The sequence below is a fragment of the Kocuria sp. WRN011 genome (assembly GCF_002295155.1).
Lineage (GTDB): Bacteria > Actinomycetota > Actinomycetes > Actinomycetales > Micrococcaceae > Kocuria > Kocuria carniphila.
This window is the reverse complement of the sequence record NZ_NSGI01000009.1, coordinates 104,423-128,235: the sequence shown is the minus strand read 5'-3', so window position 1 is coordinate 128,235 and position 23,813 is coordinate 104,423. Positions and strand designations below refer to the sequence as shown.

At 65.5% G+C, this 23,813-nt stretch carries 18 protein-coding genes; 8 read left to right on the top strand and 10 right to left on the bottom strand.

Features of this window, described 5'->3' with window-relative positions; genetic code table 11:
• Positions 1 to 493: 493 nt before the first annotated feature.
• The 3 genes from CKW39_RS13065 to CKW39_RS13055 are packed head-to-tail and all read right to left on the bottom strand — an operon-like array spanning position 494 to position 5,658.
• Positions 494 to 2,251, bottom strand: coding sequence for an AMP-binding protein (locus CKW39_RS13065; protein WP_095798549.1), 1,758 nt, complete (start codon positions 2,249 to 2,251; stop codon positions 494 to 496).
• Positions 2,252 to 2,273: 22 nt separating this feature from the next.
• Positions 2,274 to 3,512: an acyl-CoA dehydrogenase family protein gene (locus CKW39_RS13060; protein ID WP_095798548.1), complete on the bottom strand. Its 1,239-nt coding sequence runs from the start codon at positions 3,510 to 3,512 to the stop codon at positions 2,274 to 2,276.
• Positions 3,513 to 3,558: 46 nt separating this feature from the next.
• Positions 3,559 to 5,658 (bottom strand): 3-hydroxyacyl-CoA dehydrogenase NAD-binding domain-containing protein, encoded by a 2,100-nt coding sequence (locus CKW39_RS13055; RefSeq protein ID WP_095798568.1) that lies wholly within the window; start codon positions 5,656 to 5,658, stop codon positions 3,559 to 3,561.
• A gap of 142 nt (positions 5,659 to 5,800) precedes the next feature.
• Between CKW39_RS13055 and CKW39_RS13050 the strand changes: the two genes are divergently transcribed.
• Positions 5,801 to 6,355: a GNAT family N-acetyltransferase gene (locus tag CKW39_RS13050; RefSeq protein WP_095798547.1), complete on the top strand. Its 555-nt coding sequence runs from the start codon at positions 5,801 to 5,803 to the stop codon at positions 6,353 to 6,355.
• On the opposite strand, the gene CKW39_RS13045 is transcribed toward CKW39_RS13050, so the two are convergent.
• The 3 genes from CKW39_RS13045 to CKW39_RS13035 are packed head-to-tail and all read right to left on the bottom strand — an operon-like array spanning position 6,319 to position 9,104.
• Positions 6,319 to 7,086, bottom strand: a complete 768-nt coding sequence (locus tag CKW39_RS13045; RefSeq protein WP_095798546.1) for a TetR/AcrR family transcriptional regulator — start codon at positions 7,084 to 7,086, stop codon at positions 6,319 to 6,321. The genes CKW39_RS13050 and CKW39_RS13045 overlap by 37 nt on opposite strands.
• A gap of 51 nt (positions 7,087 to 7,137) precedes the next feature.
• Complete coding sequence (nagA, locus tag CKW39_RS13040; RefSeq protein WP_095798545.1) at positions 7,138 to 8,340, bottom strand: N-acetylglucosamine-6-phosphate deacetylase; 1,203 nt, start codon at positions 8,338 to 8,340, stop codon at positions 7,138 to 7,140.
• Complete coding sequence (locus CKW39_RS13035; protein ID WP_095798544.1) at positions 8,337 to 9,104, bottom strand: FadR/GntR family transcriptional regulator; 768 nt, start codon at positions 9,102 to 9,104, stop codon at positions 8,337 to 8,339. The genes nagA and CKW39_RS13035 overlap by 4 nt, the downstream gene beginning before the upstream one ends.
• Before the next feature lie 251 nt (positions 9,105 to 9,355).
• On the opposite strand from CKW39_RS13035, the gene CKW39_RS13030 reads away from it, so the two are divergent.
• Genes CKW39_RS13030 through nagB form a run of 5 tightly spaced genes read left to right on the top strand, consistent with a single transcriptional unit; the run spans position 9,356 to position 14,299 of the window.
• Complete coding sequence (locus CKW39_RS13030; RefSeq protein WP_095798543.1) at positions 9,356 to 10,945, top strand: sodium:solute symporter; 1,590 nt, start codon at positions 9,356 to 9,358, stop codon at positions 10,943 to 10,945.
• Positions 10,946 to 10,952: 7 nt separating this feature from the next.
• Positions 10,953 to 11,873, top strand: coding sequence for a dihydrodipicolinate synthase family protein (locus CKW39_RS13025; protein ID WP_095798542.1), 921 nt, complete (start codon positions 10,953 to 10,955; stop codon positions 11,871 to 11,873).
• A complete protein-coding gene (locus tag CKW39_RS13020; protein ID WP_238663334.1) occupies positions 11,870 to 12,814 on the top strand; it encodes an ROK family protein in 945 nt (314 codons plus the stop codon). The genes CKW39_RS13025 and CKW39_RS13020 overlap by 4 nt, the downstream gene beginning before the upstream one ends.
• Positions 12,814 to 13,503 (top strand): N-acetylmannosamine-6-phosphate 2-epimerase, encoded by a 690-nt coding sequence (locus tag CKW39_RS13015; RefSeq protein WP_095798541.1) that lies wholly within the window; start codon positions 12,814 to 12,816, stop codon positions 13,501 to 13,503. The genes CKW39_RS13020 and CKW39_RS13015 overlap by 1 nt, the downstream gene beginning before the upstream one ends.
• A 4-nt stretch (positions 13,504 to 13,507) precedes the next feature.
• Complete coding sequence (gene nagB, locus CKW39_RS13010) at positions 13,508 to 14,299, top strand: glucosamine-6-phosphate deaminase (RefSeq protein WP_095798540.1); 792 nt, start codon at positions 13,508 to 13,510, stop codon at positions 14,297 to 14,299.
• 168 nt (positions 14,300 to 14,467) lie between these two features.
• Here nagB and CKW39_RS13005 read toward each other — a convergent pair whose 3' ends face one another.
• From CKW39_RS13005 to CKW39_RS12990, 4 genes are all read right to left on the bottom strand, one after another.
• Complete coding sequence (locus CKW39_RS13005) at positions 14,468 to 17,209, bottom strand: aminotransferase class I/II-fold pyridoxal phosphate-dependent enzyme (RefSeq protein WP_095798539.1); 2,742 nt, start codon at positions 17,207 to 17,209, stop codon at positions 14,468 to 14,470.
• Between the two features lie 206 nt (positions 17,210 to 17,415).
• Entirely contained in the window at positions 17,416 to 18,330 is a 915-nt protein-coding gene (locus CKW39_RS13000; RefSeq protein WP_095798538.1) for an SMP-30/gluconolactonase/LRE family protein, read from the bottom strand.
• Positions 18,327 to 18,776, bottom strand: coding sequence for an acyl-CoA thioesterase (locus tag CKW39_RS12995; RefSeq protein ID WP_095798537.1), 450 nt, complete (start codon positions 18,774 to 18,776; stop codon positions 18,327 to 18,329). Before CKW39_RS12995 ends, CKW39_RS13000 begins: the two co-directional genes overlap by 4 nt.
• A gap of 182 nt (positions 18,777 to 18,958) precedes the next feature.
• On the bottom strand, positions 18,959 to 20,566 hold the full coding sequence (locus CKW39_RS12990; protein ID WP_095798536.1) for an AMP-binding protein: 1,608 nt from the start codon (positions 20,564 to 20,566) through the stop codon (positions 18,959 to 18,961).
• 291 nt (positions 20,567 to 20,857) lie between these two features.
• Between CKW39_RS12990 and CKW39_RS12985 the strand changes: the two genes are divergently transcribed.
• Positions 20,858 to 22,429, top strand: a complete 1,572-nt coding sequence (locus CKW39_RS12985; protein ID WP_095798535.1) for a molybdopterin-dependent oxidoreductase — start codon at positions 20,858 to 20,860, stop codon at positions 22,427 to 22,429.
• 97 nt (positions 22,430 to 22,526) lie between these two features.
• Complete coding sequence (locus CKW39_RS12980) at positions 22,527 to 23,789, top strand: MFS transporter (RefSeq protein ID WP_095798534.1); 1,263 nt, start codon at positions 22,527 to 22,529, stop codon at positions 23,787 to 23,789.
• The last annotated feature ends 24 nt before the right edge of the window (positions 23,790 to 23,813 follow it).

The window sequence follows — 23,813 nt, the reverse complement described above, 5'->3', positions numbered from 1 at the left end:
AGCTGACACCCAACACCCCAGGAAACGGGAAAAACACCCGGAGCATCAGGCCATCAACCAAAAAATACAAATACTTTTCGGTATCAACAAACTAGGCACACTATTGAGTTGACAAACAACAAACCACACAAGAAACCCGAGGGTCTTTTTGTCGGTTGGTCTTGCCGCTGATTTCGGAAGCTCTATCGCTTTCCCTTGCGGCAACCTCTTCAGCTTATCCATCCGTTTACCTTTTCGCAAACTCTCGTTCACGACTGAGCGAGGCTCAGGAGGTGGATGGGGCTGTCGGCGGTACCGGGAAGGCGATCTCTCGCTTGTCCGTCCTTGCGGCGACTCGAAATACTTTACACAGAGTGCGGCCACCGCGCAAAGCGGTGGCCGCACTCTGTGTTATAAGTGGCGTGGGTCACTAGGTCCGTGGTCTGGCCGCCCTAATTGCAGCGCTCTGGCCCCGAGAAGCCAGTACTGAGAATGCTCAGCCAGAGTGGCGGCGCTACTCGCGCAACAGGTTCTTCCGCACCTTGCCCGTGGCCGTGCGCGGTAGTTCATCACTGAAGGTCACGGTGTCCGGCACCTTGAAACCACTCAGCCGTTCACGGACGTGCTCGCGCAGCTCTTCTGCGGTCACCGATGAACCCGCCGAACGCACCACGTGCGCCACCGGCCGTTCGCCCCACTTCTCATGGGGAACGCCGATCACAGCCACGTCGAGGACCTCCGGGTGTGAGTACAGGGCCTGCTCCACCTCGATGGAGGAGATGTTCTCACCGCCGGAAATGATGATGTCCTTGGCGCGGTCGCGCAGCAGGATGTAGCCGTTGGGGTGCATCACTCCCAAGTCACCGGTGTGGAACCAACCGCCGAAGAAAGCTGTCTCAGTGGCCTCGGTGTCCTTGTAGTACCCGATCATCACGTTGTTACCGCGCAGCACCACTTCACCCAGGGTCTCGCCGTCAGCCGGGACATCGTTCATCTCGGTATCCACGATGCGTGCGGATTCCGCCTGCACCATGCCCACTCCCTGGCGGGACATTTGCTGAGCGCGCTCCCGCGGAGAGAGTTCCTTCCACTCCTCTTGCGGCTCGCAAATGGTGATGGGACCGAACACCTCAGTGAGCCCGTATACGTGCACGATCCCGAATCCGGCGTCCTCCAGTCGTTCGATGATGCTCGGTGCCGGCGGAGCTCCCGCCGTGGTGATGCGGATGGGCTTGTCCAATGCGTGTGCCTCATCTGCGTCCACGATGATCGAGCACACGGCCGGAGCGCCACACAGGTGCGTGATGCCCTGGTTGTCGAACGCGTCCCAGATCGCGTCCGGCCGCACAGCGCGCAAACACACGTGAGTACCGCCGGCCGCAGTCACCGCCCAGGTGGTGCACCAGCCGTTGCAGTGGAACATCGGCAGCGTCCATAGGTAGCGGGTCGCACCGTCGAAGCCGTTGTGGAACACCTCGCCCAGGCTGTTCAAGTACGCCCCGCGGTGCCCGTACAGCACACCCTTGGGCCGCCCGGTGGTCCCGGACGTGTAGTTCAACGTGATGGGCGAGTTCTCGTCCGCCACCTTGTAGCTCACGCCCCGTTCGCCCGACGACGACGCCGCGTCGCCCACTTCCAGAGGCTCCACATCGATGAACTCGTCGAACGTAGGGATCTCGCCGTACGAGTGGTCCCGCACCGGCTCGATACCGGCCTGCTCATCGGGCAGCTGGACCAGGGTGATGCCTTCCTTACCGTCAAGAGCGGAGATCACGGTGTCCAGTACAGAGGAGTCCGCGATGACCACACTGGCCTCGCTGTGCTCCAGGATGTAGTCGAGCTCGCGCGTGGACAGCCGCGGGTTCAACGGGACCAGGACAGCACCCGCGGCGGGGACCGCGTAGTGGGCCAGTAGTAGCGCCGGCAGATTGGGTGCAATCACGGCCACCGTGGGCAGGGACCGTGTCAGCTGTTCCGCACCCAGGTACTCCCCGCTCTCAGCCTCACCTTGTGCCGGGTCTTCATGGGAAGCTGCCGCACCGCCCGATCCACCCGTGCCGGCAACGTCACCTGACGCCGCGGCGTCGTCATTCGAAGCGGAAGCCGACGGAAGGTGCGGCAGCAGCGCGGTGGCGAACCGCCGAACGTCTCGCTCGAACTCCTGGTACGTCCACGATTGGTCGCCGTAGACAATGGCTTCTCGCTGGGGAAAGACTTCCGCGCTGCGCTCGATGAATCGCAATGGGGACAGGGGCTGTGCGTTCGCGTACATGGGTGCTCCTGTAATCGGTGGCTCAGTTGTAGGCCGAGAAACCGGTGATGGACTTGCCGATGATGAGCGCCTGGACCGTTTCGGTGCCCTCATAGGTGTGCAGGGCCTCGACGTCTGCAAAGTGACGCGCAACACGATTTTCCACCAGAATGCCGTTGCCACCCAAAAGGTCTCGCGCATTGGCCGCAACACGGCGGGCGGTTCGGGTCGCGGTGTACTTGGCCAGCGAGGCCTGGGGGCCGGTCAGCGTGCCGGCTTCTTCCTTGCGGGCCATGGCCATCACGAGCGTCTGCATGGACGTCAGCTCGCTGAGCATGCGCGCCAAGCGTTCCTGCACAATCTGCGACGCCGCCAGCGGACGGCCGAACTGCTCACGCTGCGCCGCGTACTGCACTGCGGTCTCGTAGCAGGCCACGGCCTGGCCGACGGCGGCCCAGGCCACCCCGATGCGCGTCGCAAACAGCACGGAAGCGGTATCGCGGAAGGAACCGGCGCCCGGCAACACGTTCTCGGTGGGAACGAACACGTTCTCCATGCGGATATGAGCCTGGTGGATGGCGCGCAGGGCCAGCTTGCCGCGAATGGTTGTGCCGCTGTAACCCTCGGACTCCTGTGGAACCACGAAACCCTGCACCGCGTTGGTGACATCATTGCGGGCCCACACCACGGTGATGCCGCCCATCGAGCCGTTGCCGATCCACTTCTTCTCACCGTTGAGGATGAAACCGCCCTCGACGGGTGTGGCCCGGGTTTCCAGGCCGATCGAGTCGGAGCCGTGGGTGGGCTCGGTCAGAGCGAAGGATCCCAGCAGCTTGCCGGACGCCATGTCGGGCAGCCAGCGCTCCCGCTGCTCATCGTTGCCGCACATGGCGATCGAGCGCATGGCCAACCCGCCCTGCACGCCACTCACGGTGGAGATGGAGCCATCGCCGCGGGAGAGTTCCATAGCCACCAGACCGGCCGCCATCTTGGACATGGGCGCGTAACCGGTCACGCTCACACCGTCGCGCAGCAGGTCCAGCTCGCCCATGCGGGCCACCAGGTCCAGCGGGTACTCGCCGCGATCCCAGTGTTCGTGAATGACGCCCAGCAGCTCGTCCTGCACGAACGCGCGGGCGCGCATCCAGTGGGCGCGGTCCTCGTCGGTGACGTCCGCGTAGACACCCGCGGCATCGGTATCGAGCACGTCATTGAGTGAGTATTCGGGCTCGACCGTGCCCTGCGGGAACAGGTCCTGATCGGTGGCGGGCTGCTGCGTCATGGTGTGATCTCTTTCGTGAATTCTCAGTGGTTCTCGGTGGGGTGAGTCAGTTCTGGGCCGCGTCGAAGCGCTGGCCGCGCACGCGCTCGGAAGCGCCGCAACGATCCAGGTATGGGGTGATGCCGCCCAGGTGGAACGGGTAGTTGGCACCCAGGATCATGCACAGGTCCACGTCTCGCGCCGAGGCCACCACGCCCTCGTCGAGCATGTGCCCGATCTCGTCCGCGAGCGCGTCCTGGACGCGCGTGAGCAACTGGCCGTTGGCGCCGTCGTCCCCCGCCGACGACGCCGCCCGCTCACCTTGCGTACGTTCCCTGGCCTGTTCGGCCTGCGGTGTGAGGTAGGTGTCGGACTCTTCGCCGCGCTTGGGGAGCACGTTGCTGAGGCCCGCTTCGGCCACGGCGTCCAGCCACGGGGACAGGGTGAAGCGGTCGGGGTAGGCATCGTGCATCGTGTGGGTGATGTGCACGAGTACCGCGGGGCCCACGAAGTCCAGCAGCTGGAGCGGTGTCATGGGGAGACCCATGGGAGCCAGTGCGTGGTCCACGGTCTTGGGGTCACCGCCGGCGTCGATGGCGCGGCCGATCTCGTCGTACATGCGGGTCAGCACGCGGTTGACCACGAAGCTCGGGGCGTCCTTGACGAGCACCGCGATCCGGCGCAATTTGGCGGCGAGGTCGAAGGCGGTGGCAAGGGTGGAATCATCGGTGGATTCTGCGGCCACGATCTCGAGCAGCGGGGTGACCTCCACCGGGTTGAACACGTGGAAACCCACGAGTCGTTCGGGGTGCTTCAGGTCTTCACCCATCGCGGTGACGGACAGGGATGAGGTGTTGGTGGCCAGGATCGCGTCATCGCGCAGCACCGGCTCCCACTGGGCGAAGACCTTCTTCTTGACCTCGAGCTCCTCGAAGACGGCCTCGATGACGAAGTCCGCGTCCGCGAGATCCTCAGGGGACTTGGCTCCGGTAATCAGGGAACCCAGTTTCTCGGCCTGCTCCGGGCTCATGCGACCCTTCTCGGCCTGGGCCGTGAAGCGATCGCGGGTGCGCTGCACGCCGGTGGCCAGGCGCTCGTCGTCCAGGTCGGTCATCACCACGGGGATCTGGGCGCCCTGAGCGATCAAGCTCGCGAGCTGACCCGCCATCAGTCCCGCTCCGATGACCGCGGCCTTGCGAATGGGGCGCACGGGGGCGTCCGGCACGTTGGCGGCCTCGCGGCGTCGGGCGGTGACCAGTTCGAATGCGTAGAGGGACGCCTTGGCGGCGTCACTCTGGACCACGGTGGAGAACAACTGGACCGCAGCGGCCGCGTTGGCGTGCCGAGAATCCGTGCGAGCGCGGCCGACCAGATCAATGGCCGCCACCGGCCCGGGTGCGGCACCGTGCCAGGCGCGCTCGGCCTTCGCCCGGGCTGCGTCGACGGCCTCCTGCCAGGCGGCGTGATCATCCGAGGTCTTGCGCGGCTCGTGCTGGCCCTCGAGTGCCTCGACAACCCACTGCTGCCACTGCTGATCCCACTCGGGCGTACCGGGAGCTGCGTCCAGAACGGCGTCCACCATGCCGATCTCGAGGGCCTGCTGGGGCTTGAGGTTCCGACCGCGCATGGAATCGGTGACGATCACGTCCAGCGCGGCCTTGGCGCCGACCAGGTGCGGCAGCAGGTAGACGCCGCCCCAACCGGGGAAGAAACCGAGGTGGCACTCGGGCAGGCCCAGCTGCGCCTTGCCCGAGGTGACCAGGCGGTAATCCGAGTGCAGCGCAAGTTCCATGCCGCCGCCCAGGGCCATCCCCGTGACCAGCGAAAAGGTGGGCACCGGCATATCCGCGAGCACGGCGAAGGTCTCGTGCCCGGCCCACACATAATCTTCCGACGCATCCTGCAACTGGGCGTAACGAATCTCCTTCAGATTGGCTCCCGCGCCGAAGGACTTGGTGTTGCCCGTGACGACCACTGCCTCGACCGCGGAGGTGTCGATCGCGGTGAGGTCGCGGCGCAACTGCTGAACCGCCTCAGAACCCCAGATGATGAGCCCGTTAGGCGCCGTAGAATCCAGGCTGACCAGGGCAATCGGGCGCTCGCGCCCGGGGAGGACCGGATAACCCACGGTGATGGTCACGGTGGAGGGGAACTTGGACTCGGTCACGCTGAACTCCTGAGTACTGAGGGGGTTGTGGCCCATGCCACATCATCATCCCCCAGATTGCCCTGAGACTGCGTCTCACGTCAAGATATTGCGTGTCATTCGGGGCGGCTTTCCAGGGTGCGGCGTCGATAGGCTGAACGGGATGAAAAACGTGCTGCCCTTGCGCTCACAGCGCCTGACTTTCCGCCGGCTCACCGAGGCAGATATTGAGCCGATGCACTCCTACCAATCCCGCGAGGATTACGCCGTGCATGCGTGGCGTGGACCGAGGGACATGGACGATGTCATAGGCATGGTCAAGGACCACATGGGAGAACGCCGCTGGGCGGAGGACGGGGACCAGTTCCGCTTTGCCATCTCCCCGCATGACACTGAGGATCTGGCCGGTGAGATCGTTCTGACGCTCGCGGACGCCGAGGCCTCCCAGGTCGAGATCGGCTGGGCGCTGCACCCGGATCACACGGGCAAGGGCTACGCCGCAGAAGCCGCGTACGCCGCCGTTGACGCTGCCTTCCAAAAACTGGGTGCCCACCGCGTGTTCGCCCGCCTGGACAGCCTCAATGTGGCGTCCGCCAAGGTGTGCGAGCGCATCGGCATGCGGCACGAGGCCACTCTCCGCGAAAGCCACTTCCAGCTGGGCGAATGGCGCGACGAACTGATCTACGGTGTGTTGGTCTCGGAGCGCGAGTTCGACTGACCCTGGGCTGCGACCAGGGCGTCGTAGACCGACCGCGCCGCTTGCTCCGCTGCCGCCCGCGGATCGGCACCTTCTTGGAGCACCACCACGACCGGCGAGGACGACGCCGCCTGCTCGGGTTGGCGGGGCACGGACGCAATCCGCCCAGGACCCGCTGAGAGACCGAAGACCGTGCACAGCCAACCGATCCGCTGATTGAGACCCGCCGCCAGTTGCTCACCGCCGTTGGCACGAGGATCCCTCAACCACGTGCGTAGATAGGCGTTGTGCACAGCCACGGTGGCCGATGCCATGGACACCGCGGTGACCCGCTGATCCGCGTTCTCAGGGAGCACCCTGCGCAAGAACTCCTGGAAGAGCCGCTCGTAGCGATGCGATGTAGCAAGTTCCCTGTCTCGAAGGCTTTCCACTTGCTGCAATAGGTGATGGCGAGCAATGGCTCGGTCCGCATGATCCAGATTGTGTCGGAACACCAGCTGCACACCCTCGGCCAGTCCCGCTTGCGGGGTGAGGTTGGGGCGGCTCAGCAGCTGTTCAAGGCGTTCGAGGTTGGAAGCGTGATCCGCGAAGACGATGTCCTCCTTGGACCCGTACTTGCGGAAGAACGTGGCGCGGCTGACACCGGTGGCCTGCGCTAACTGATCCACGGTGGTCGCGTGGTAGCCCTGCGTGGCCAACAGGCGGATTGATTTGGTGACGACATCGCCGGTCGTCCCGGGTGCGGTACTCATCGGGCCTCCTGCCGAGATGGTAGCTCGTGCGAAAGACAATCCTGAGGAGTTTCAGCGGATTGTTTCGCCGGCCACGTAGACGCCGGCAACGGTGAGTTCCGAATCCAGTACCACGAGGTCCGCGCGGAGACCGGGGGCCAGACGACCGCGGTCATCTCCAGCACCGATTGCCTGGAGCGGTGCCTGTGTGGCCGCGTAAACGGCCTGCTCCACAGATAGTCCGACATCTTCCACCGCCCGTTTGACGGCTTGGTCCATGGTCAGGGTGGAACCGGCGATCGTGTTCCCCTCGGTCAACCGGGCCACCCCGTCGGTCACGGTGACGGGTAGTGCACCGAGGGTGTAGGAACCGTCGTGCATGCACGCGGCGGACATGGCATCCGTAATGAGCGCTGTGCGTTCCGGCGCCGAGGCGAACAGCATGGCGATGACCCCGGGGTGCACGTGGACGCCGTCGCAAATCACCTCGAGGGCGACGTCCGGGCATTCGAGTGCGGCAACCACGGGGCCGGGCCTGCGGTGATGCAGCGGGTTCATCGCATTGAAGGCGTGGGTCAGGATGCCGGCGCCGGCGCGGAAGGCCCGTAGAGCGTCGTCGTACGTGGCGTCCGTGTGGCCGATCGCTATGGTGGCGCCCGCTTCGCGCAATTGCGCGATGGCCTCGGTGGCGCTGGGAAGCTCGGGTGCCAGAGTGAGCTGCCGGAGCGTTCCAGCCGCGGCGTCGATCAGCCGACCGACTGCTTCGGGAGTGGGCGTGACCAGCAGTTCTTCAGCGTGCGCGCCCCGATGACCCCGATCGAGGAAAGGGCCCTCCGCGTGCGAACCGAGCACCGCAGGATTTTCACGCGTAAGCTCTGCGGCCCATGCCAGCCGCTCGGCCATGGCGGGGACGGCATCCGTGACGAAGGAGAGCAGGGAGGACGTAGTGCCGTGGTGTCGATGAACTTCCAAGGCCTGGAGCGCGGCCTCGGGACCATCATCGAACGCGTAGCCGCCCGCCCCGTGGCAGTGGATGTCCACGAACCCGGGGGTCAGCCACGCACCCCTCAGATCAACCACTTGCGTTTGTTCATTGACGCGTGTTTGAGCCAGGTCTGATCGGCCCGGCCCTGCTTGATCACTGGCCAATCGCGAGCGCCAGGAATCTCCAGTGCCCTGGTCCCCGATCAGGCCGTCATTGAGCAACAACCAACCGTCCCGGATGATCCGGCGATCGGTGACCAGGTGGGCGTTGTGGAGCAGGGTGCGGGTCATGACTCGACCACTTCAAGCGTGCCTGTTCCCGGCCGCGATTCTTCGGTTGCTCGTTCGATCAATCGCCTGATGCCCACGAAATGGCCGCTGAGCAATCGGGCGGCCGCTGCGGAATCGCCCGCCCTCACGGCGTCAAGAATTGCTCGGTGAGCGGCGGCCGTGTCCGTGACATGTTCCGTGGTCTCCCCCGTGGGCGTCTCCACGCTCTGGTGGATGCCGCTGTAGACCTGCCAGAACGTGGTGAGCAGTTCGGCCAGGATCGCGTTGTCGATGGGTTCGAACAGGACCCGGTGAAAATCTTTGTCCTCGACCCGAACCGTCTCCCCGCGTTCCGCCCGCGCTTCCATCGCGGAGACGATGGCATCCAACCGTTCCAGGCGTTCGGGATCCATGGCCTCGATGGCGCGCCCGACCAGACCGCACTCGAGAGCTTCGCGCACGTCCACCAATTCCTGCGCGGCCACACCCGAACTCTGCAGGGACAAGCGGGCCCGGAATTCGAGGGTCCGCCCCAGTGCCGCGAGAGGGTGCCCCGCAACGAACGTGCCGTAACCGTGTCGGATCTCCACGATCCCGACCGCCTGCAACATCTTGAGTGCCTCCCGCAGAGAATTTCGCGAAACACCGAAGATCTCGCGGAGCTCGGATTCCGGCGGCACCGGATCCCCGACCTTCAGACCGCGCTCCAGGATCAAGTCCGTGATGCGCTGCTGCAATTGGTCCATGGTGTGACGACCGCGCGCAGGGGCAGCGAGTTCACTCATGAGTGCATTCTCCTTCGGTCGTCAGGCCGGGTTGGGTCTCAATGTATGGTGCCTCAAGTTTTTGTGAGGTAACGCTTCCGGCTCTGACCTGCTTTGTCACAACGTTCTCCCAAAACCAGCCCGGCGATCTCTTGTGCGCTACCCCACAAACAAGTACATTCTAGACGTAGGACGTCCTACGTCCAATTGATCATCGAGGATCACCCGCGTTGTGAAGGGGTTGATCCCCGCGCCTCACGAGGAGGATTCTCATGGAAACGCCTGGACTCGGCGGACTCAACTGGGCCGTCATCATCGTCTACCTGCTGGGCACGTTGGCCATCGGTGTGTGGTTCACCCGCAAGGCGAGTACGGGCACTGACTCGTTCTTCACCGCCAACGGTCGAATTCCGGCCTGGGCGGCTGGCTTCAGCATTTACGCGACCACCTTGTCGGCCATCACCTACATGTCCACGCCGGAACAGGCCTTCCTGACGGACTGGTCCTATGCAGCAGGAAACGTGGCGATTTTCGCCATCATCCCGTTGCTGATCTGGTTCTACATTCCGTTCTTCCGCAAACTCAACGTCACCACGGCGTACGAATACCTGGAGGAACGGTTCGGGCCGAGCATCCGGGTCATCGGCTCGGTGCTGTTCGTGCTGTTCCACGTGGGTCGAGTGGCGATCGTGATCTATCTGCCCACCCTGGCCATCAGCTCGGTCACGGACATCAATCCCGCTGTGGTCGCAGCAGCGGTTGGCGTGCTGTCGATCATCTACACGTTCCTGGGCGGCATTGAGGGCGTGATCTGGTCGGACGTGGTCCAGGGAATCATCCTGCTCCTGGGCGCGGTGCTCATCCTGGTTTTCGGTATCGCCGCCATCAACGGTGGCCTGGGCACCGTGGTCACGGATGCCGTCAATGACGACAAGTTCATCACCGCCAAGAATTGGCAGATCGGTGGCGCTGCGGCCGCCATCCCGATCATCTTCCTGGGTTCGGTGTTCAACAACCTGCATCAGTACACGGCGAGCCAGGACGTGGTGCAGCGCTATCAGACCACCACCTCGCTCAAGCAGACCGCCCGATCCTTGCTGGTCAACGGTTTCCTGGCACTCCTGACGATTCCCCTGTTCTACGGCATTGGCACGGTGCTCTACAGCTATTACCAGCACTCCGGCAATCTGCCCGAGGACTTCAACACCTCAGCTCTGGTCCCGTACTTCGTGGTGACCGCGCTCCCCGTGGGCGTGGCCGGCCTGCTGATCGCCGCAATTTTCGCGGCGGCCCAGTCGACCATCTCCTCCAGCCTCAACTCGATTTCCGCGTGCGTCACCGTGGATCTGCGGGACCGGTTCTTCCCCCGCAAGGACGGCCAGGCCAGGAAGGGCGTGGGTTTCGCCCGCATGGTCATCATCGTCGCCGGCGCTTTCTCCGTAGCAGTTGCCCTGTATCTCTCCGCCACCGATCAGGCCGAGACCTGGAACTTGTTCCTGAGCATCACCGGTCTGTTCGGTGTGCCGCTGGCCGGCGTATTCGCTCTGGGGATCTTCACCAAACGGGCCAACACCGTGGGCGTGATCGGCGGCCTGATTCTGGGCGCGGCCACGGCGTTCTGGGTTCAACAGAACACCACGTTCACGCCGTTCGCAGTGTCCGCAGCGGCCTTCGTGGGTGCCGTGCTCTTCGGCTACCTCATCTCCGCGATTGCAGGCGCGCTGCTGGGCAAGAATCCCCACGACGTGGTGCCCCTGACGATCTACGGCAAGAACTCGGAGTACGTCCGTCGCACCTCATCACCCGTGGCACCCGCAGGCACCCCGCTGGTCACCACGTCGTCCAACGACACCGTCAAGTAAAGGAGTCATCATGACTGCATTTCGTGGAATCGTCCCGCCCCTCCTCACCCCTCGTACCGTAGGCGGCGAGTTGGACCTCGACAGCCTCAACCGACTCGTCAATCACCTGATCGACGGAGGCGTGCACGGGATTTTCGCCCTGGGTTCTTCCGGCGAAACCCCGTACCTGACCTCCGCGGAGCGCGATCGGGTCCTGGCCGCAACCATTGAGGCGACGGCCGGTCGAGTACCCGTGATGGTGGGCCTCAACGAACAGTCCACCGCGCGTGTCCTAGACGAAGCAGACCGCGTCCTGGCCATCGGTGGTGACGCGGCCGTGGTCACCACGCCCTACTACGCGTTGTCCGACTCCGCCGAGATCGAGCACCACTTCCGCGCGGTCGCCGAGCGCGTGGATGTGCCGGTGTTCGCCTACGACATCCCTGTCCGCACCCACCAGAAGCTCCCGTTGGACGTCGCCATCCGACTCGCCCACGACGGCGTTCTGGCCGGCGTCAAGGACTCCTCCGGTGACGACATTTCGTTTCGCCAGCTGCTCCTGGATACCAAGGGCCTTCCGGAGTTCGCGGCGTTCACGGGTCACGAGGTGGTCGCCGACGGCGCGCTACTGGGTGGCGCCGCGGGCGTCGTTCCCGGCCTGGGAAACATTGACCCGGCCGGTTATGTCCGGATGTTCGACGCCGCTCAGGCCGGTGATTGGGCCACGGTCGCTTCCGAGCAGGATCGGCTGGCTCGGCTGTTCCGCATTGTCCTTGCGGCCACTCCCGGCCGCGTTTCCGCGGGTGCTGCCGGCCTGGGTGGTTTCAAGACCGCCTTGCAGCTCATGGGAATCATCGAGTCGAACCGCATGTCCGAGCCGCTGGTCCAGTTGGACGAGGACGAGACCGAGGCGGTTCGTGAGATCGTGACGACCGAAGAGCTCTTGTGAGTTCCACACCGGTCATCGCCGTGGATCTGGGGGGCACCAAGATCCGTTCCGGAGTAGTGGAAGGGGCCGAGGTCACCCACGTGCGTTCGGCCCCCACACCGGCCCGACTCGGGGCACACGCCGTGCTCGACGCAGTGGCCGAACTGGTAGGTCTGACCATGGCCACGGCAACTGAACATGGCCGGATTCCGCAGGCCGTGGGTGTGGGATCGGCCGGCGTGATCGATCCGCGAAACGGTGTGGTTGTCTCCGCGACCGACGCCCTTCCGGGGTGGACCGGCACCAACCTCATCGCCGAGCTGCAGCATCGGACTCGACTGCCCGTCCGCGCGGTCAATGACGTGCATGCGCACGCGCTCGGGGAGGCACGGTCGGGTGCTTCCGCGGACACGAGCGACTCGGTCTTCGTGGCTGCGGGAACGGGGATCGGGGCGGGTCTGATCTCCCATGGTCATCTGGTCACCGGGCGGAACTCGGCGGCAGGACACCTCGGTCATATCCCGTCCGGTTTTGCCTCCGACCTGCGCTGCCCCTGCGGCGGAATGGGCCACCTCGAAGCCATTGCGTCTGGCCCCGCTGTGTTGGAGGAGTATCGACGAGCGGGTGGCCGAGCGGCGTCGTCGACCACTACCGAGCTGGCGGAGGAGGCGCGCGCCGGGGACACCACGGCCCGGGAAGCTTTCGCGAAAGCCGGCCGAGCACTGGGGTCCGCGCTGGGAGGTATGGCCAACGTGTTGTCCCCGGAGGTGGTCGTGCTGGGCGGTGGCCTGGTCAGCGCCGACGAGTTGTGGTGGCCCTACCTGGAACGAGCCTTTGCAGCCCAACTGATCCCCGCCGTGCGTGGGCTGACCCCGCAGCGTGCTGAACTGGGTGCCGATGCCGCATTGATCGGGGCGGCAAGCCTGTGGGACGGAGCAGACATCAAAGTCGAGGAGAAGTGATGGCGTTTACTCAACAACAGATTGTCGAATCCCTGGCCGGGCGACTGATCGTCTCGGTGCAGGCCTATCCCGGTGAGCCCATGAGGGATCCTCGCACCATGGCCCAGGTGGCCGCATCCGCCGCGCGCGGCGGTGCAGCGGCCGTGCGCGTCCAAGGCATCGCCGATATTCACGCCGCGCGGTCCGCCGTGGAGGTCCCCGTCATCGGGTTGTGGAAGGACGGAGACACCGGTGTGTACATCACACCCACGTATCAGCACGCCTACGCTGTGGCGCTTGCGGGCGCTCACGTGGTGGCCCTGGACGGCACGCGGCGTCCTCGGCCCGACGGGCTCACGCTCGCGCAGACGATTGACCGGCTCCATCACAACACCCATGCCCTGGTCATGGCGGATTGCGGCAGTTTGGACGATGCGCTGGCGGCCTCCGCCGCTGGTGCCGATCTGGTGGGCACCACGCTCGCCGGCTACACGGGCGAACGCCCCAAAACGAATGGGCCGGACCTTGAGCTTCTCGAGGCGATGAGTCAGGCTGATATCGACGTGCCGATCATTGCGGAGGGACGCATCCATACGCCGCCCCAAGCATCCGCCGCCATCGCGGCCGGCGCTCACGCCGTGGTGGTAGGCACCGCGATCACTCACCCGACCACGATCACCTCGTGGTTCGTCAACGCCGTGGAGGGCTGAAACCGTGCGACTGGTGCTGTGCGAATCAGTGGCGGAGACCGGGCAGGTTGCCGCCGAGATCTTTGCGAGCCGAATCGAGCAGGGGCCGTGTGTACTGGGGCTCGCGACGGGTAGTTCCCCGCTGCCCGTGTACCAGTACCTCATCCGCAGGTATCGCGAGTCCGGTTTGTCCTTCGCCCAGTGCACCGCGTTCACGCTCGACGAGTACGTGGGGCTACAACCGTATGACTCCCGGTCCTACAGGGCCACCATTCGTGACGAGTTCGTCGACCACGTGGATTTGCCCACACGTTCCCTACACTCCCCCGACGCCGCCGACCCGGATCCCCGAGCGCTACGCCACGCCGCGGCCGCCTACGAGGAAACGATCCGCCTGGCCGGTGGGATCGACGTTCAGTTGTTGGGGATCGGTGCCAACGGGCACATCGGCTTCAACGAGCCGTCCTCGTCGCTGGCCTCGCGCACCCGCATCAAAGCGTTGACGCAGCAGACCCGCGAGGACAATGCCCGATTCCTCGGTGAGGACGAGACGGTCCCCAAACTCTGCCTCACCCAGGGCCTCGGAACCATCCTGGACAGCCGTCACGCCGTGCTCGTGGCGCAGGGGGAGGCAAAGGCCGACGCCGTCGCGGCCGCCGTGGAGGGGCCGGTCTCGTCCGCGTGTCCGGCCTCGGTCCTGCAACTGCACCCCCACGCCACCGTGATCCTGGACGCTGCCGCCGCGAGCCGACTGCAGAATCTGGACTACTACCGCCACGTCCAGCACCTCAACGACGAGCTGGGACTGCTGCCCTAGTGAAGTAGCCGCAGGAACCATGCCTGGGAAACGCGTGGGGCGAGCCGGGTGCTGTCCGTGCACGGGAACAAGACCCGGAAACAGGAGCGGCGAGTGCGCGCCGTTCGTGCACGGGAAAGTGAGCGCCGCGGGGCAACGGGCCCCGCGGCGTCGTACCCGAAGTGCTGGTCAGGAATCCCGCAGGACGCGATAGCCCTTGCGCGGGTCGTAACCGTGGATCTCGCGGGTGTCCAGAACGGCCATGAAGTCCAGGACGTCCGGGGAGATGACCTGCCCCGGCACGAGAACCGGGAACCCGGGCGGATAGGGCGTCACGAAACCGGCCGAGACGGGTTTTTCACCGTTGGTCACCCGCTCGCGCAGCTCTTCGTGGGCAACGTGTTCCACGGACTTGCGGCGCTGACCCTTGAAGAACGCGGCGCGCATATCTCCATCCGGGAGCTCCTCGTCCGTGGCGTACCCGGGAGCGAACGAACTGAAGTCCGGAAGCGGCGGCATGGGGGTGTCGTCGACCTTGGCCGCGAGCTCGGGATCGAGCTGAGAGTTCTCGTCCTCGAAACGCTGCGCGAGCTTCACGAGCACCTCCACGAGGTACGCGATCGCGCTGCGCGAGGTGCCGATGTTGGTCATGAACAGCACGGTGTTCCGGCTCGTCTTGTTCACCTGAATGCCGTAACGATCCATGAGCAGGTCGTGCTTGAACGTGTCACCGTCCACGCCCGTGCGACTGATCTCGATGGTGATACGGCTGGGATCCACCACGAACTCGTCCGTGGTCCATGCCTTCCACATACTGGCCAACCCGTCGCGCAACGGCATGGGCCGGCCCACCTCGCGATTCTCGCTGGGCACCAGGTCGTGGGCCGTGAGCACGCGGAAGCTCCGGCGCAACAGCGGATGGCGCGCGATGGCCTGGGACAGGCTCGTGGCCAGATCCAGCTGCCGCTGCACGAGCTCGTAGCCCTCCAGCTCTACCTGACGTCGCCCGATGTCCAGGGACGTGAGGATCTGGTAGTTGGGCGAGGTGGAGGTGTGCGTCATGTACGCCTCGTGGAACGGCTCCTCGGCTTCGCGCACCCACTCGTCGTCGTGCACGTGAATCATGGACCCCTGCCGCAGCGCAGTGAGGGTCTTGTGCGTGGACTGGGTTGCGTACACGCGGATCTTGGCGTCCGGAGCGGGAACGAGCCGCTCTTCCAACCACACTTCGTCCGGCGCGGGGTTGCCCTGATCGTCGTACAGACGCTTCTGCTGCTCACGGTAGGCGATCTGGTGCGCCCTGGTCCCCAGCTTTTCCTTGAGGTGCGAGGCAGCCCACATGGCCGTACGACGTCGCGTCACGGGGTGGAAGGTCGCGAACGCGAACCACGCCTCGTCCCACAGGAAGACCAGGTCCGGCTTGATGGCCAGGCATTCGGCCATGACCCGCTCGGGGTCATAGACGATGCCGTCAAAGGTGCAGTTGGTGAGCGTGACCAGCTGGACCTCGTCCAGACGACCCGCGGCTCGGTAGTCCAGCAGCAACTGCTTGATCCGGGACAGCGGCACAGCGCCGTAGAACGCGAATTCGTTACGCGGGTATGCCTCCAGGTACGCGGGACGAGCGCCGGTGAGCACCACCGCGTGATGGTGGGACTTGTGACAGTTGCGGTCCACGAGCACCACGTCATTGGGTGACAACAGCGCTTGGTGCACGATCTTGTTGGCGGTCGAGGTTCCGTTGGTCACGAAGAACGTGTGCTTGGCCCCGTACGCACGGGCCGCGAGTTCCTGAGCCTTCTTCAACGTGCGCACCGGCGCCAGCAGTGAGTCCAGCCCGCCAGAGGTCGCGGAGGTTTCCGCCAGCAGGAGGTTCAACCCGTAGAAGTCCACGAGGTCCTTGATCCACTTGGAACCCACCACGGAACCGCCGCGGGCAATGGGCAGCGCGTGGAAGACACCCACCGGACGCCGCGCGTGCTCCTGGACCGCGGAAAAGAACGGGGTGTCGTACAGGTGGGACACCCGGCGCAACAGGGTGAGGTGCAGCTCGAGCTTGTCCTCGCGCCGGAACACGCGACGGAAACGGTGGGTCAGCGCACCGGACAGGCCTTCGATATGGGCGCCCGCCATCAGGTACAGGTCCATCTCGGGGCGCAGCTCGGCCAGAGTGTCGGCCAACCGGAGCACCCGCTGAATGGACGCGAGCGGAGTGCGGGCGGAGGCTGATTCCGGGCTCACCAGATCGCGAGCCATGCGAATCGAGTTCTTGAGATCGCGGCTCAACGGCTGGCGAGTGCGCTCGCTGAATCCGGGGCGGACCACGCACGCGAGAATGTTGGGGTTGGTCAGGACCGCCGCCACGGCGTCGTCGGCGGAGGGCACGATCACGTACTCGTAAATGAAATCGTCGGCGGAGGAGCGCAACCGCAGGCCTTCGGCACGCAGACCGTCACGGTCCGCCTGGGTGCTCTCGTCCACGATCAGCACCTCGAAGCGGGGCCGCGGGTCGGTGTCGATCGGAAGGTCCGAGTTCTCCGGATCGTCGGCAAAATCATCGCGGGACGTGTCCGGCACGGTGTCACCGCGGAGCCGGTTCACGACCTTTCCGATCCGGTCGAGCGCCATGTGGTAGTCGCCCTGTTCGAGCATTTCCCGGATGGAGGCGACATAGCGTTGGCCGAATCCGGCCCAGTACATTTCAACGGTTTCGAGGGCGCGCAGTGAGCGCTGGAGTTCGCTGTCCGCGGCGAGGGCTTCTTTGTCCTCGTTGCCGAGCGCAATGCGTTTCATGGCGAACCGCAGGTACTCCCACGCGTCACTGCGCAGCCGCCACGTGCTGGCGGGCATTCCGGGGTCCGGTTCAAGGATTCCGGTGGCACTCCCCCGACGGTTGTTCTGACCTTGGTCGTCCGTGGCCGGTGTATCCATCGAATTCCTCCGCTTGCTCCATTGCCTGCGCCGAACTGTTGAACGTTCATCCTATGTCCGGGCCCGCGGGGGCTCGCGGAACATAACACTTTGCGACGGCAACTCGGTCTCAGCTACCGGCATCGGGTGCCGTGCTTCGGGTGTCGTGCATCGGGTGCCGTGCGTCGGCCAGGTTGACTCGGCTCGACTGCCTCGGCCGGGTTGTGTCAGCCCGCGAACCTCGCCGTGGGCAGGCCCGGAATCGCCACCCTCACCGAGTACAGGGACCCGGCGGTGGGCTGCACATCGTTCGGCAGGTTCTCGCGCGAGGTGGTGATGTACAGGGTCCGCAGATCCTGCCCGCCCAGCGTGCACGCCGTGGTCTGCTTGGCGCCCACACTCACCACGGTGTCCAGGGTTCCGTCCGGGAGGTAGCGGTGGACCTGGCCGGCGCCGTTGAGCGCGGTCCACACGGCACCTTCCGAATCCACGGTCAGCCCGTCCGGGTTGGCGGACACGCTGCCGGGCTCGTACTCCTCGTCCGCGTCCCAGGCGCCGGCCGCGGCGTCGTCGTCGACCACCGGCGTGACGAAGGTGCGGCGATTGTGCAGGCCGTTCGCCGCGGACCAGTCGAAGACCGAGACCTCACCGGTGGGGGTGTCGTTGTAATAGGCGAGCGAGCCGTCCGGGGACCACGCAATGCCGTTGGAAATGGTGACGTTCTCAAGCACCGGTTCCCACTCCAGGTCCGGTGAGACCCGGTAGAGCGTGGCGGAACCCTCGGACTGGTCGTAGGCCATGGACCCGATGTAGAAGGTGCCGTCCGGGGCGACCCCGCCCTCATTCATGCGGATCTCCGGCGATTCCCACAGGGTGACTTCGCGTTCGGGATTACCGGCGGCGTCCGTGAGGAGCACCCCGCGTTCCACGGCGATGATCTGGCCGCCATTGACGCGCGGACGCACGCACGCCGCCACGGTTCCAACGTGCTGACGGCGCGGCTGCTCATCCCGGCCGAACGTGAGAATGTCCCCGGCGAGCATGTCGACCCACGCCAGACCGCCCCATTCGGGGCTCCAGCACGGGCCCTCGCCGTGATAAACCCAGCTCGGCGTCAGGCGCTGGGCGCTGAGCCGGTTCATTGCTGGGGCCTACGCAGCTGATTGACGATCGGTACCGCCGTGGTGGGAATGCGGTCGCGGTCGTAGGTGATCTCGGTGTAGCCGTGCGGGGTGGGTTTGCCGTCCTTGTCCAGGTTCACGAACACGATCTTGTCGATGCTCAGGATCAGCTCCCGCGTGATCATGTTCCGCACCTGCGCGCGCATGGTCAGCGACGTGCGGCCGAACTTGGTGGCCGTCAGACCCATCTCGATGATGTCGCCCTGTACCGCCGAGGCCACGAACTCAATCTCCGACATGTACTTGGTCACTGCGCGCTGATTGCCCAGCTGGACGATCGCGTAGATCGCGGCTTCCTCGTCGATCCACCGCAACAGCGACCCACCGAACAGGGTGCCGTTGGCGTTGAGATCTTCGGGCTTGACCCATTTTCGGGTGCGGAATGTGATGTCCGTGTTCGGCTGCATAGGTTCAGCTTAGTGAGGTCGCGGCGCGGGGTCGCGGGTTTCGTTCCTCGGTTTTACCGCCGACGACGCCGCTCGCGGCCTACGTGCCGAACGCTCGGTGAGCGACCAGCTCGGCAGGACGCTGGTCCCGCGCGTCACTGCCCGGGGCTGCGTGGGTCTTGGAGCGGCGTCGTCATTGCTACTCAGCCGCGGACCAGCTGGCGGATGGCGACCTTGTCCAACTTGCCGGAACCGTTGCGGGGCACCTCTTCCACGGCGACGAGGTCCTTAGGGAGCTTGTACCGGGCCAAGCGGTCGCTGCAGAACTGTCGCAGTTCCTCGATGGAGGGAACCTCGTGACCGGGCTGCGGTTGCAGGACGGCCACGATGCGCTCACCCCACTGCTCGTCGGGAGCGCCCACCACGGCGGCGTCGGAGATGTCCGGGTGCTCGGCCAGGACGCGTTCGATCTCCGCGGGGTACACGTTCTCACCGCCGGTAATGATCATGTCCTTGAGGCGATCCACGATGTAGTAATAGCCGTCCGGATCCCGGTAGCCGATATCGCCGGTGTGGAACCAGCCGTCCGTGAAGGCTGCGGCGGTGGCGCCCTCGTCCTCCCAGTAGCCGCTCGTGACGTTGGGGCCGCGCACCCACAATTCGCCGCGCGTATCCGGTTCGGAAACGGGCTCTCCCGTGCCGGGATCCATGATCTGCACCTCGGTGTAGAGCATGGGCATACCCGCCGAACCGGCCTTCTCGTAGGTGAGTTCGGTGGGCAGGTAGGTGGCGAAGGGTGCGGTTTCGGTGAGACCCCACGCCTGCTGAACGGGAACGTTCTTGGCCTCGAAGAGTGAGATCACCACGGGAGGGACGGGGGCCCCGGCGCAGATCAGGGCGCGCAGGGAATCGAGTTTCGAGCCCTTGAATTCGGGATCGTGGGTCAGGGAGAGCAGCATGGCGGGGACGAAGAACGCATTGTTCACGCCGTAGTTCTCGATGTCCGCGAGCACCTGGGACGGCACGAACCCGCGCCGGACCACCGTGGTGTTGCCGCGCACCAGCGCTCGTACCGTGAACGAGTTCAGCGCGCCGATGTGGAACAGCGGTGCCACGGCGTAATTGATGTCCCGGCGGCGGGTGTCCACCAGCGAATCAACGTTGAACGCGTTCCAGAAGATGTTGCCGTGACTCAGCCGCACGCCCTTGGGCTTGCCCGTGGTGCCGGAGGTGAACATCAGGATGGCCAGGGTGTCGTCCGTGGTCTCGGCCGGCTCACCGAGTTCCGTATCCTCCGCGCGTTGCACGAAACCGCTCAGCGGAATCCAGTGCTCCGCGATCTCGAGCCCGTCATTGAGGGGCACCGCGGGATCGTCATCGATCAGGATGGTCTCGGTCTCAAAAGGCCACCCCGCGCCGTCCTGACCGGAGCCCTCGAGGGTGCCGAGAGCGGCGTCGACAACCGGGGCGTGACCGGGCTCCACAATCATCACGCGCGGTGCGGACCGCACCAGGAGCTCGCCGACCTCGCGCGGGGCAAGACGGAAGTTGAGCGGCTCGAACACGCCGCCCAGCCACCAGGTGGCGAACATGGTGCGCAGGAACATTTCGGAGTTCAGGCCGAGGTAGACCACGCGGTCGCCTTCGTTCACACCCGACGCCGCCAAGCTCGCCGCGAGTTCGCGCACGTTACCCGCGAACTCGTCGTAGCTGAGGGTACGGCCCTCGTAAATCACGGCCGCCAGGTCACGGCTGTAGCGCTGGTTGAAGAGCAAGCCGCGGACGGGGCTGATGTTGACCGAGTTGGACACGGGTGAGCTCCTGAAATAGAGGATATTCTCTATCGTTGAGAATCTCAACGAGTGATGTGATTCACGTTACCAACACCCATGATGTTCCGGAACCGGGTTTTGATATCGGAAACGTATTGATTCGTCCCGTTACCGTGTGAGCATCCTCGATCGCCGGGGGTGTTGCCGGCCGGGAGACATGGGTTGACCGCCTGGACCGCCTCGAACCACGACCCGCGGCCAATGACCGCCCGACGTCTCGCAGGGCGCGGGCACGAGGGGTCAGGGCCGTTGCCGCGTAACCTTGGTGACATGCCCTCGTCCTCACGCCGCACGGGTTCTGCCGACGCAGCCGCTCCGCTCACGCACCGCAGCTTCACCGGTGCCTGGCAGTTGCTGGGCGTGGCCGCGACCGCGATGGCCGTGGGGATCGCCGAATTCTTCGCGTGGCTGACCGGGCCCTTGGGGTCCCCACTGACCGCGGTGGGCGGAGTCGTGGTGGATTCTGTCCCCGCGCCCGTCAAGGACACCGTGATCGCCGTGTTCGGCACCGGTGACAAGATTTTCCTGTTTGTGATGATGGCCGTGGGGCTCGTGGTACTGGGATTGCTCGTCGGCGTCGCGGAGCGGCGACGGCGCCGCACGGGTATCGCGGTCCTCGCCGCGCTGGGGCTGGTCGGACTGGTCGCCGTGATGACCCGAACGGGTGCGGACGCGGTTAACGCCGTCCCCGTGGTTGTCGGCACCGGCGTCGGCCTCGCATTCCTCAGCTACGCGGGTGGCCGTGCGGCAGCTCCCGCGGCCGATGACCCGCTGGATCGCCGTAAATTCCTCCAGCTGTCCGCGGGAGCACTGACCCTGGGAGTGGTCGCGGGCGCAGTGGGGCGATGGGCGGTGTCGGCGGCCCGGAAAGTCCCCGACATGCGCGCCGCGCTGAGCATTCCGGCCCCGGTCGCTCGCGAGGCCATCCCCGCCGGGACCCAGGTGCCAGTCGCCGGCACCGAGCTGTGGTTGACCCCCGCCGAGGACTTCTACCGGATCGACACCGCACTGAGCGTCCCCCATCTCGACGTGAGCCAGTGGCGACTACGCATCCACGGGATGGTGGACCGGGAGATCGAGCTGACCTTCGACGACCTCATCGGGCGTCCGCTGCACGAACGCACGGTGACGCTCGCGTGCGTGTCCAATCAGGTGGGCGGCGACCTCGTGGGAAACGCCGTATGGACCGGTGTGCCGTTGCGAGAAGTGCTCGCGGAAGCCGGAGTGAGCCCGGACGCGGACATGGTGCTCTCGACGTCCGAGGACGGTTTCACGGCCGGGACACCCCTGAGCGCCCTCACGGACGAAAACCGCACCGCCATGCTCGCCGTGACTATGAATGGAGAGCCACTGCCCTTCGAGCACGGCTATCCGGTGCGCATGGTGGTTTCGGGTCTCTACGGGTACGTCTCCGCAACCAAATGGCTCGTGGATCTCGAGGTCACCCGCTTTGACCAGGCCGAAGGCTACTGGACGCCCCGGGGTTGGTCCGCGGAGGGGCCCATCAAGATGTCCTCTCGTATCGACGTCCCCCGAGAAAACGCGAGTGTGGACCCCGACATGACCCTCGCGGGCAGCGCGTGGGCCCAGAACACGGGAATCACCGCGGTTCAGGTGCGGGTGGACGGCGGGGAATGGATGGACGCAACTCTCGCCGCAGTGCCGTCCGAAGACACCTGGCGGCAGTGGTCCGTGCGCATCACCGATCTTCCTGCCGGTTCCCACATGGCCGAGGTCAGAGCGGTGGACGCGGACGGGCAGGTGCAGACCTCGGAGCGGGCACGCCCCGACCCCAACGGTTCCTCGGGCTGGCACGAGCGGGCCTTCACCGTGCGCTCCTGACCACCCGCTCACCGGACGGCGACACCGTGCGGCGAGCACGTGACCTCGGTCCGCGCACGAGGATGCGCGCCGGCCCGTGATCGGTCATGATGCCTGCATGACCGATTCTCCGCCCACACACTCCACGAAGCCCCCCGCGGGCAGTACCCGGTTACAACGCAAGGTGCTGATCGTCCTCGCCACCGGACAGATCTTGGGCGGGTTGGGCGTGGGCGCCACCTTGGCGCTGGGTGCGCTCCTGGTGACGGAGGTTTCCGGGTCCAGTGCGCTCTCCGGCCTGGCGGCCACCATGAACACCCTGGGCGCGGCGATCCTGGCCATTCCCTTGGCCCGCCTCGCCCAACGGCGGGGGCGGCGGATCTCGCTGACCACCGGCGCTCTGGTGGCAATTCTCGGCGCGTCCGTAATTGTCACGGCCGCCATTCTTGGATCGCTTCCCCTGCTGTTGACCGGCATGGGGCTACAGGGCGCGGCCATCGCGCTGAACCTGCAGTCCCGCTTTGCCGCAACGGACCTGGCCCTGCAGAAGACTCGCGCCCGGGATCTGTCATTGATCGTATGGTCCACCACGATCGGTTCCGTGGTGGGACCCAACCTCTTCGAACCCAGTGAGCTCCTGGGACGCGCCCTTGGACTCCCCCAGTTCACCGGCGGCTTCCTGATCGCCATGGCCGCACAGGTACTCGGCGCGACGGTCTATTTCCTGGGGCTGCGACCGGACCCGCTCAAACTCGCACTCGCCCGGGGCGCCACCATCAAGAACAAGCCCGGCCCCGCCGGCGGATTCGGGAGTCTACGTTCCGTTCCGGCGGCTCGCCAAGCTGTCCTGATCGTGGCGCTCTCCCATGCCGTGATGGTGGCGGTCATGTCCATGACGCCCGTGCACCTGACCAGCCACGGCGCCACTCTCTCGCTCGTGGGGCTCACCATCAGCCTCCACGTGGCCGGCATGTACGCGCTGTCCCCCGTGTTCGGATGGCTCGCGGACAAGATGGGCCGCGCGCAGACCGTACTTCTGGGGCAAGCCACATTCGCCATCGCACTGTTGCTCACGTTCTTGGGCGCAGAGAACCAGGCCCTGGTTCTGACGGCGCTGATCTTGCTGGGTCTCGGCTGGTCCGCATCCACCGTGGCGGGCTCCACCATGGTCACGGAATCCGTTCCGGTGCAGGACCGGCCGGGTCTGCAGGGCACCTCGGACCTGGTCATGAACTTGTGCGGCGCGGCCGGTGGCGCGCTGGCCGGGCCCATTCTGGCGATGGTCGGTTTCTCCGGGCTGGGCCTGGTGTTCCTGGCCGCGGTGCTGGTGGTGACGGTGGTGGCGGTAAAGACCCTCCGTGACACTCGCGTCACCATTTGATCCCGCCTTACTGCACGGTAGGTC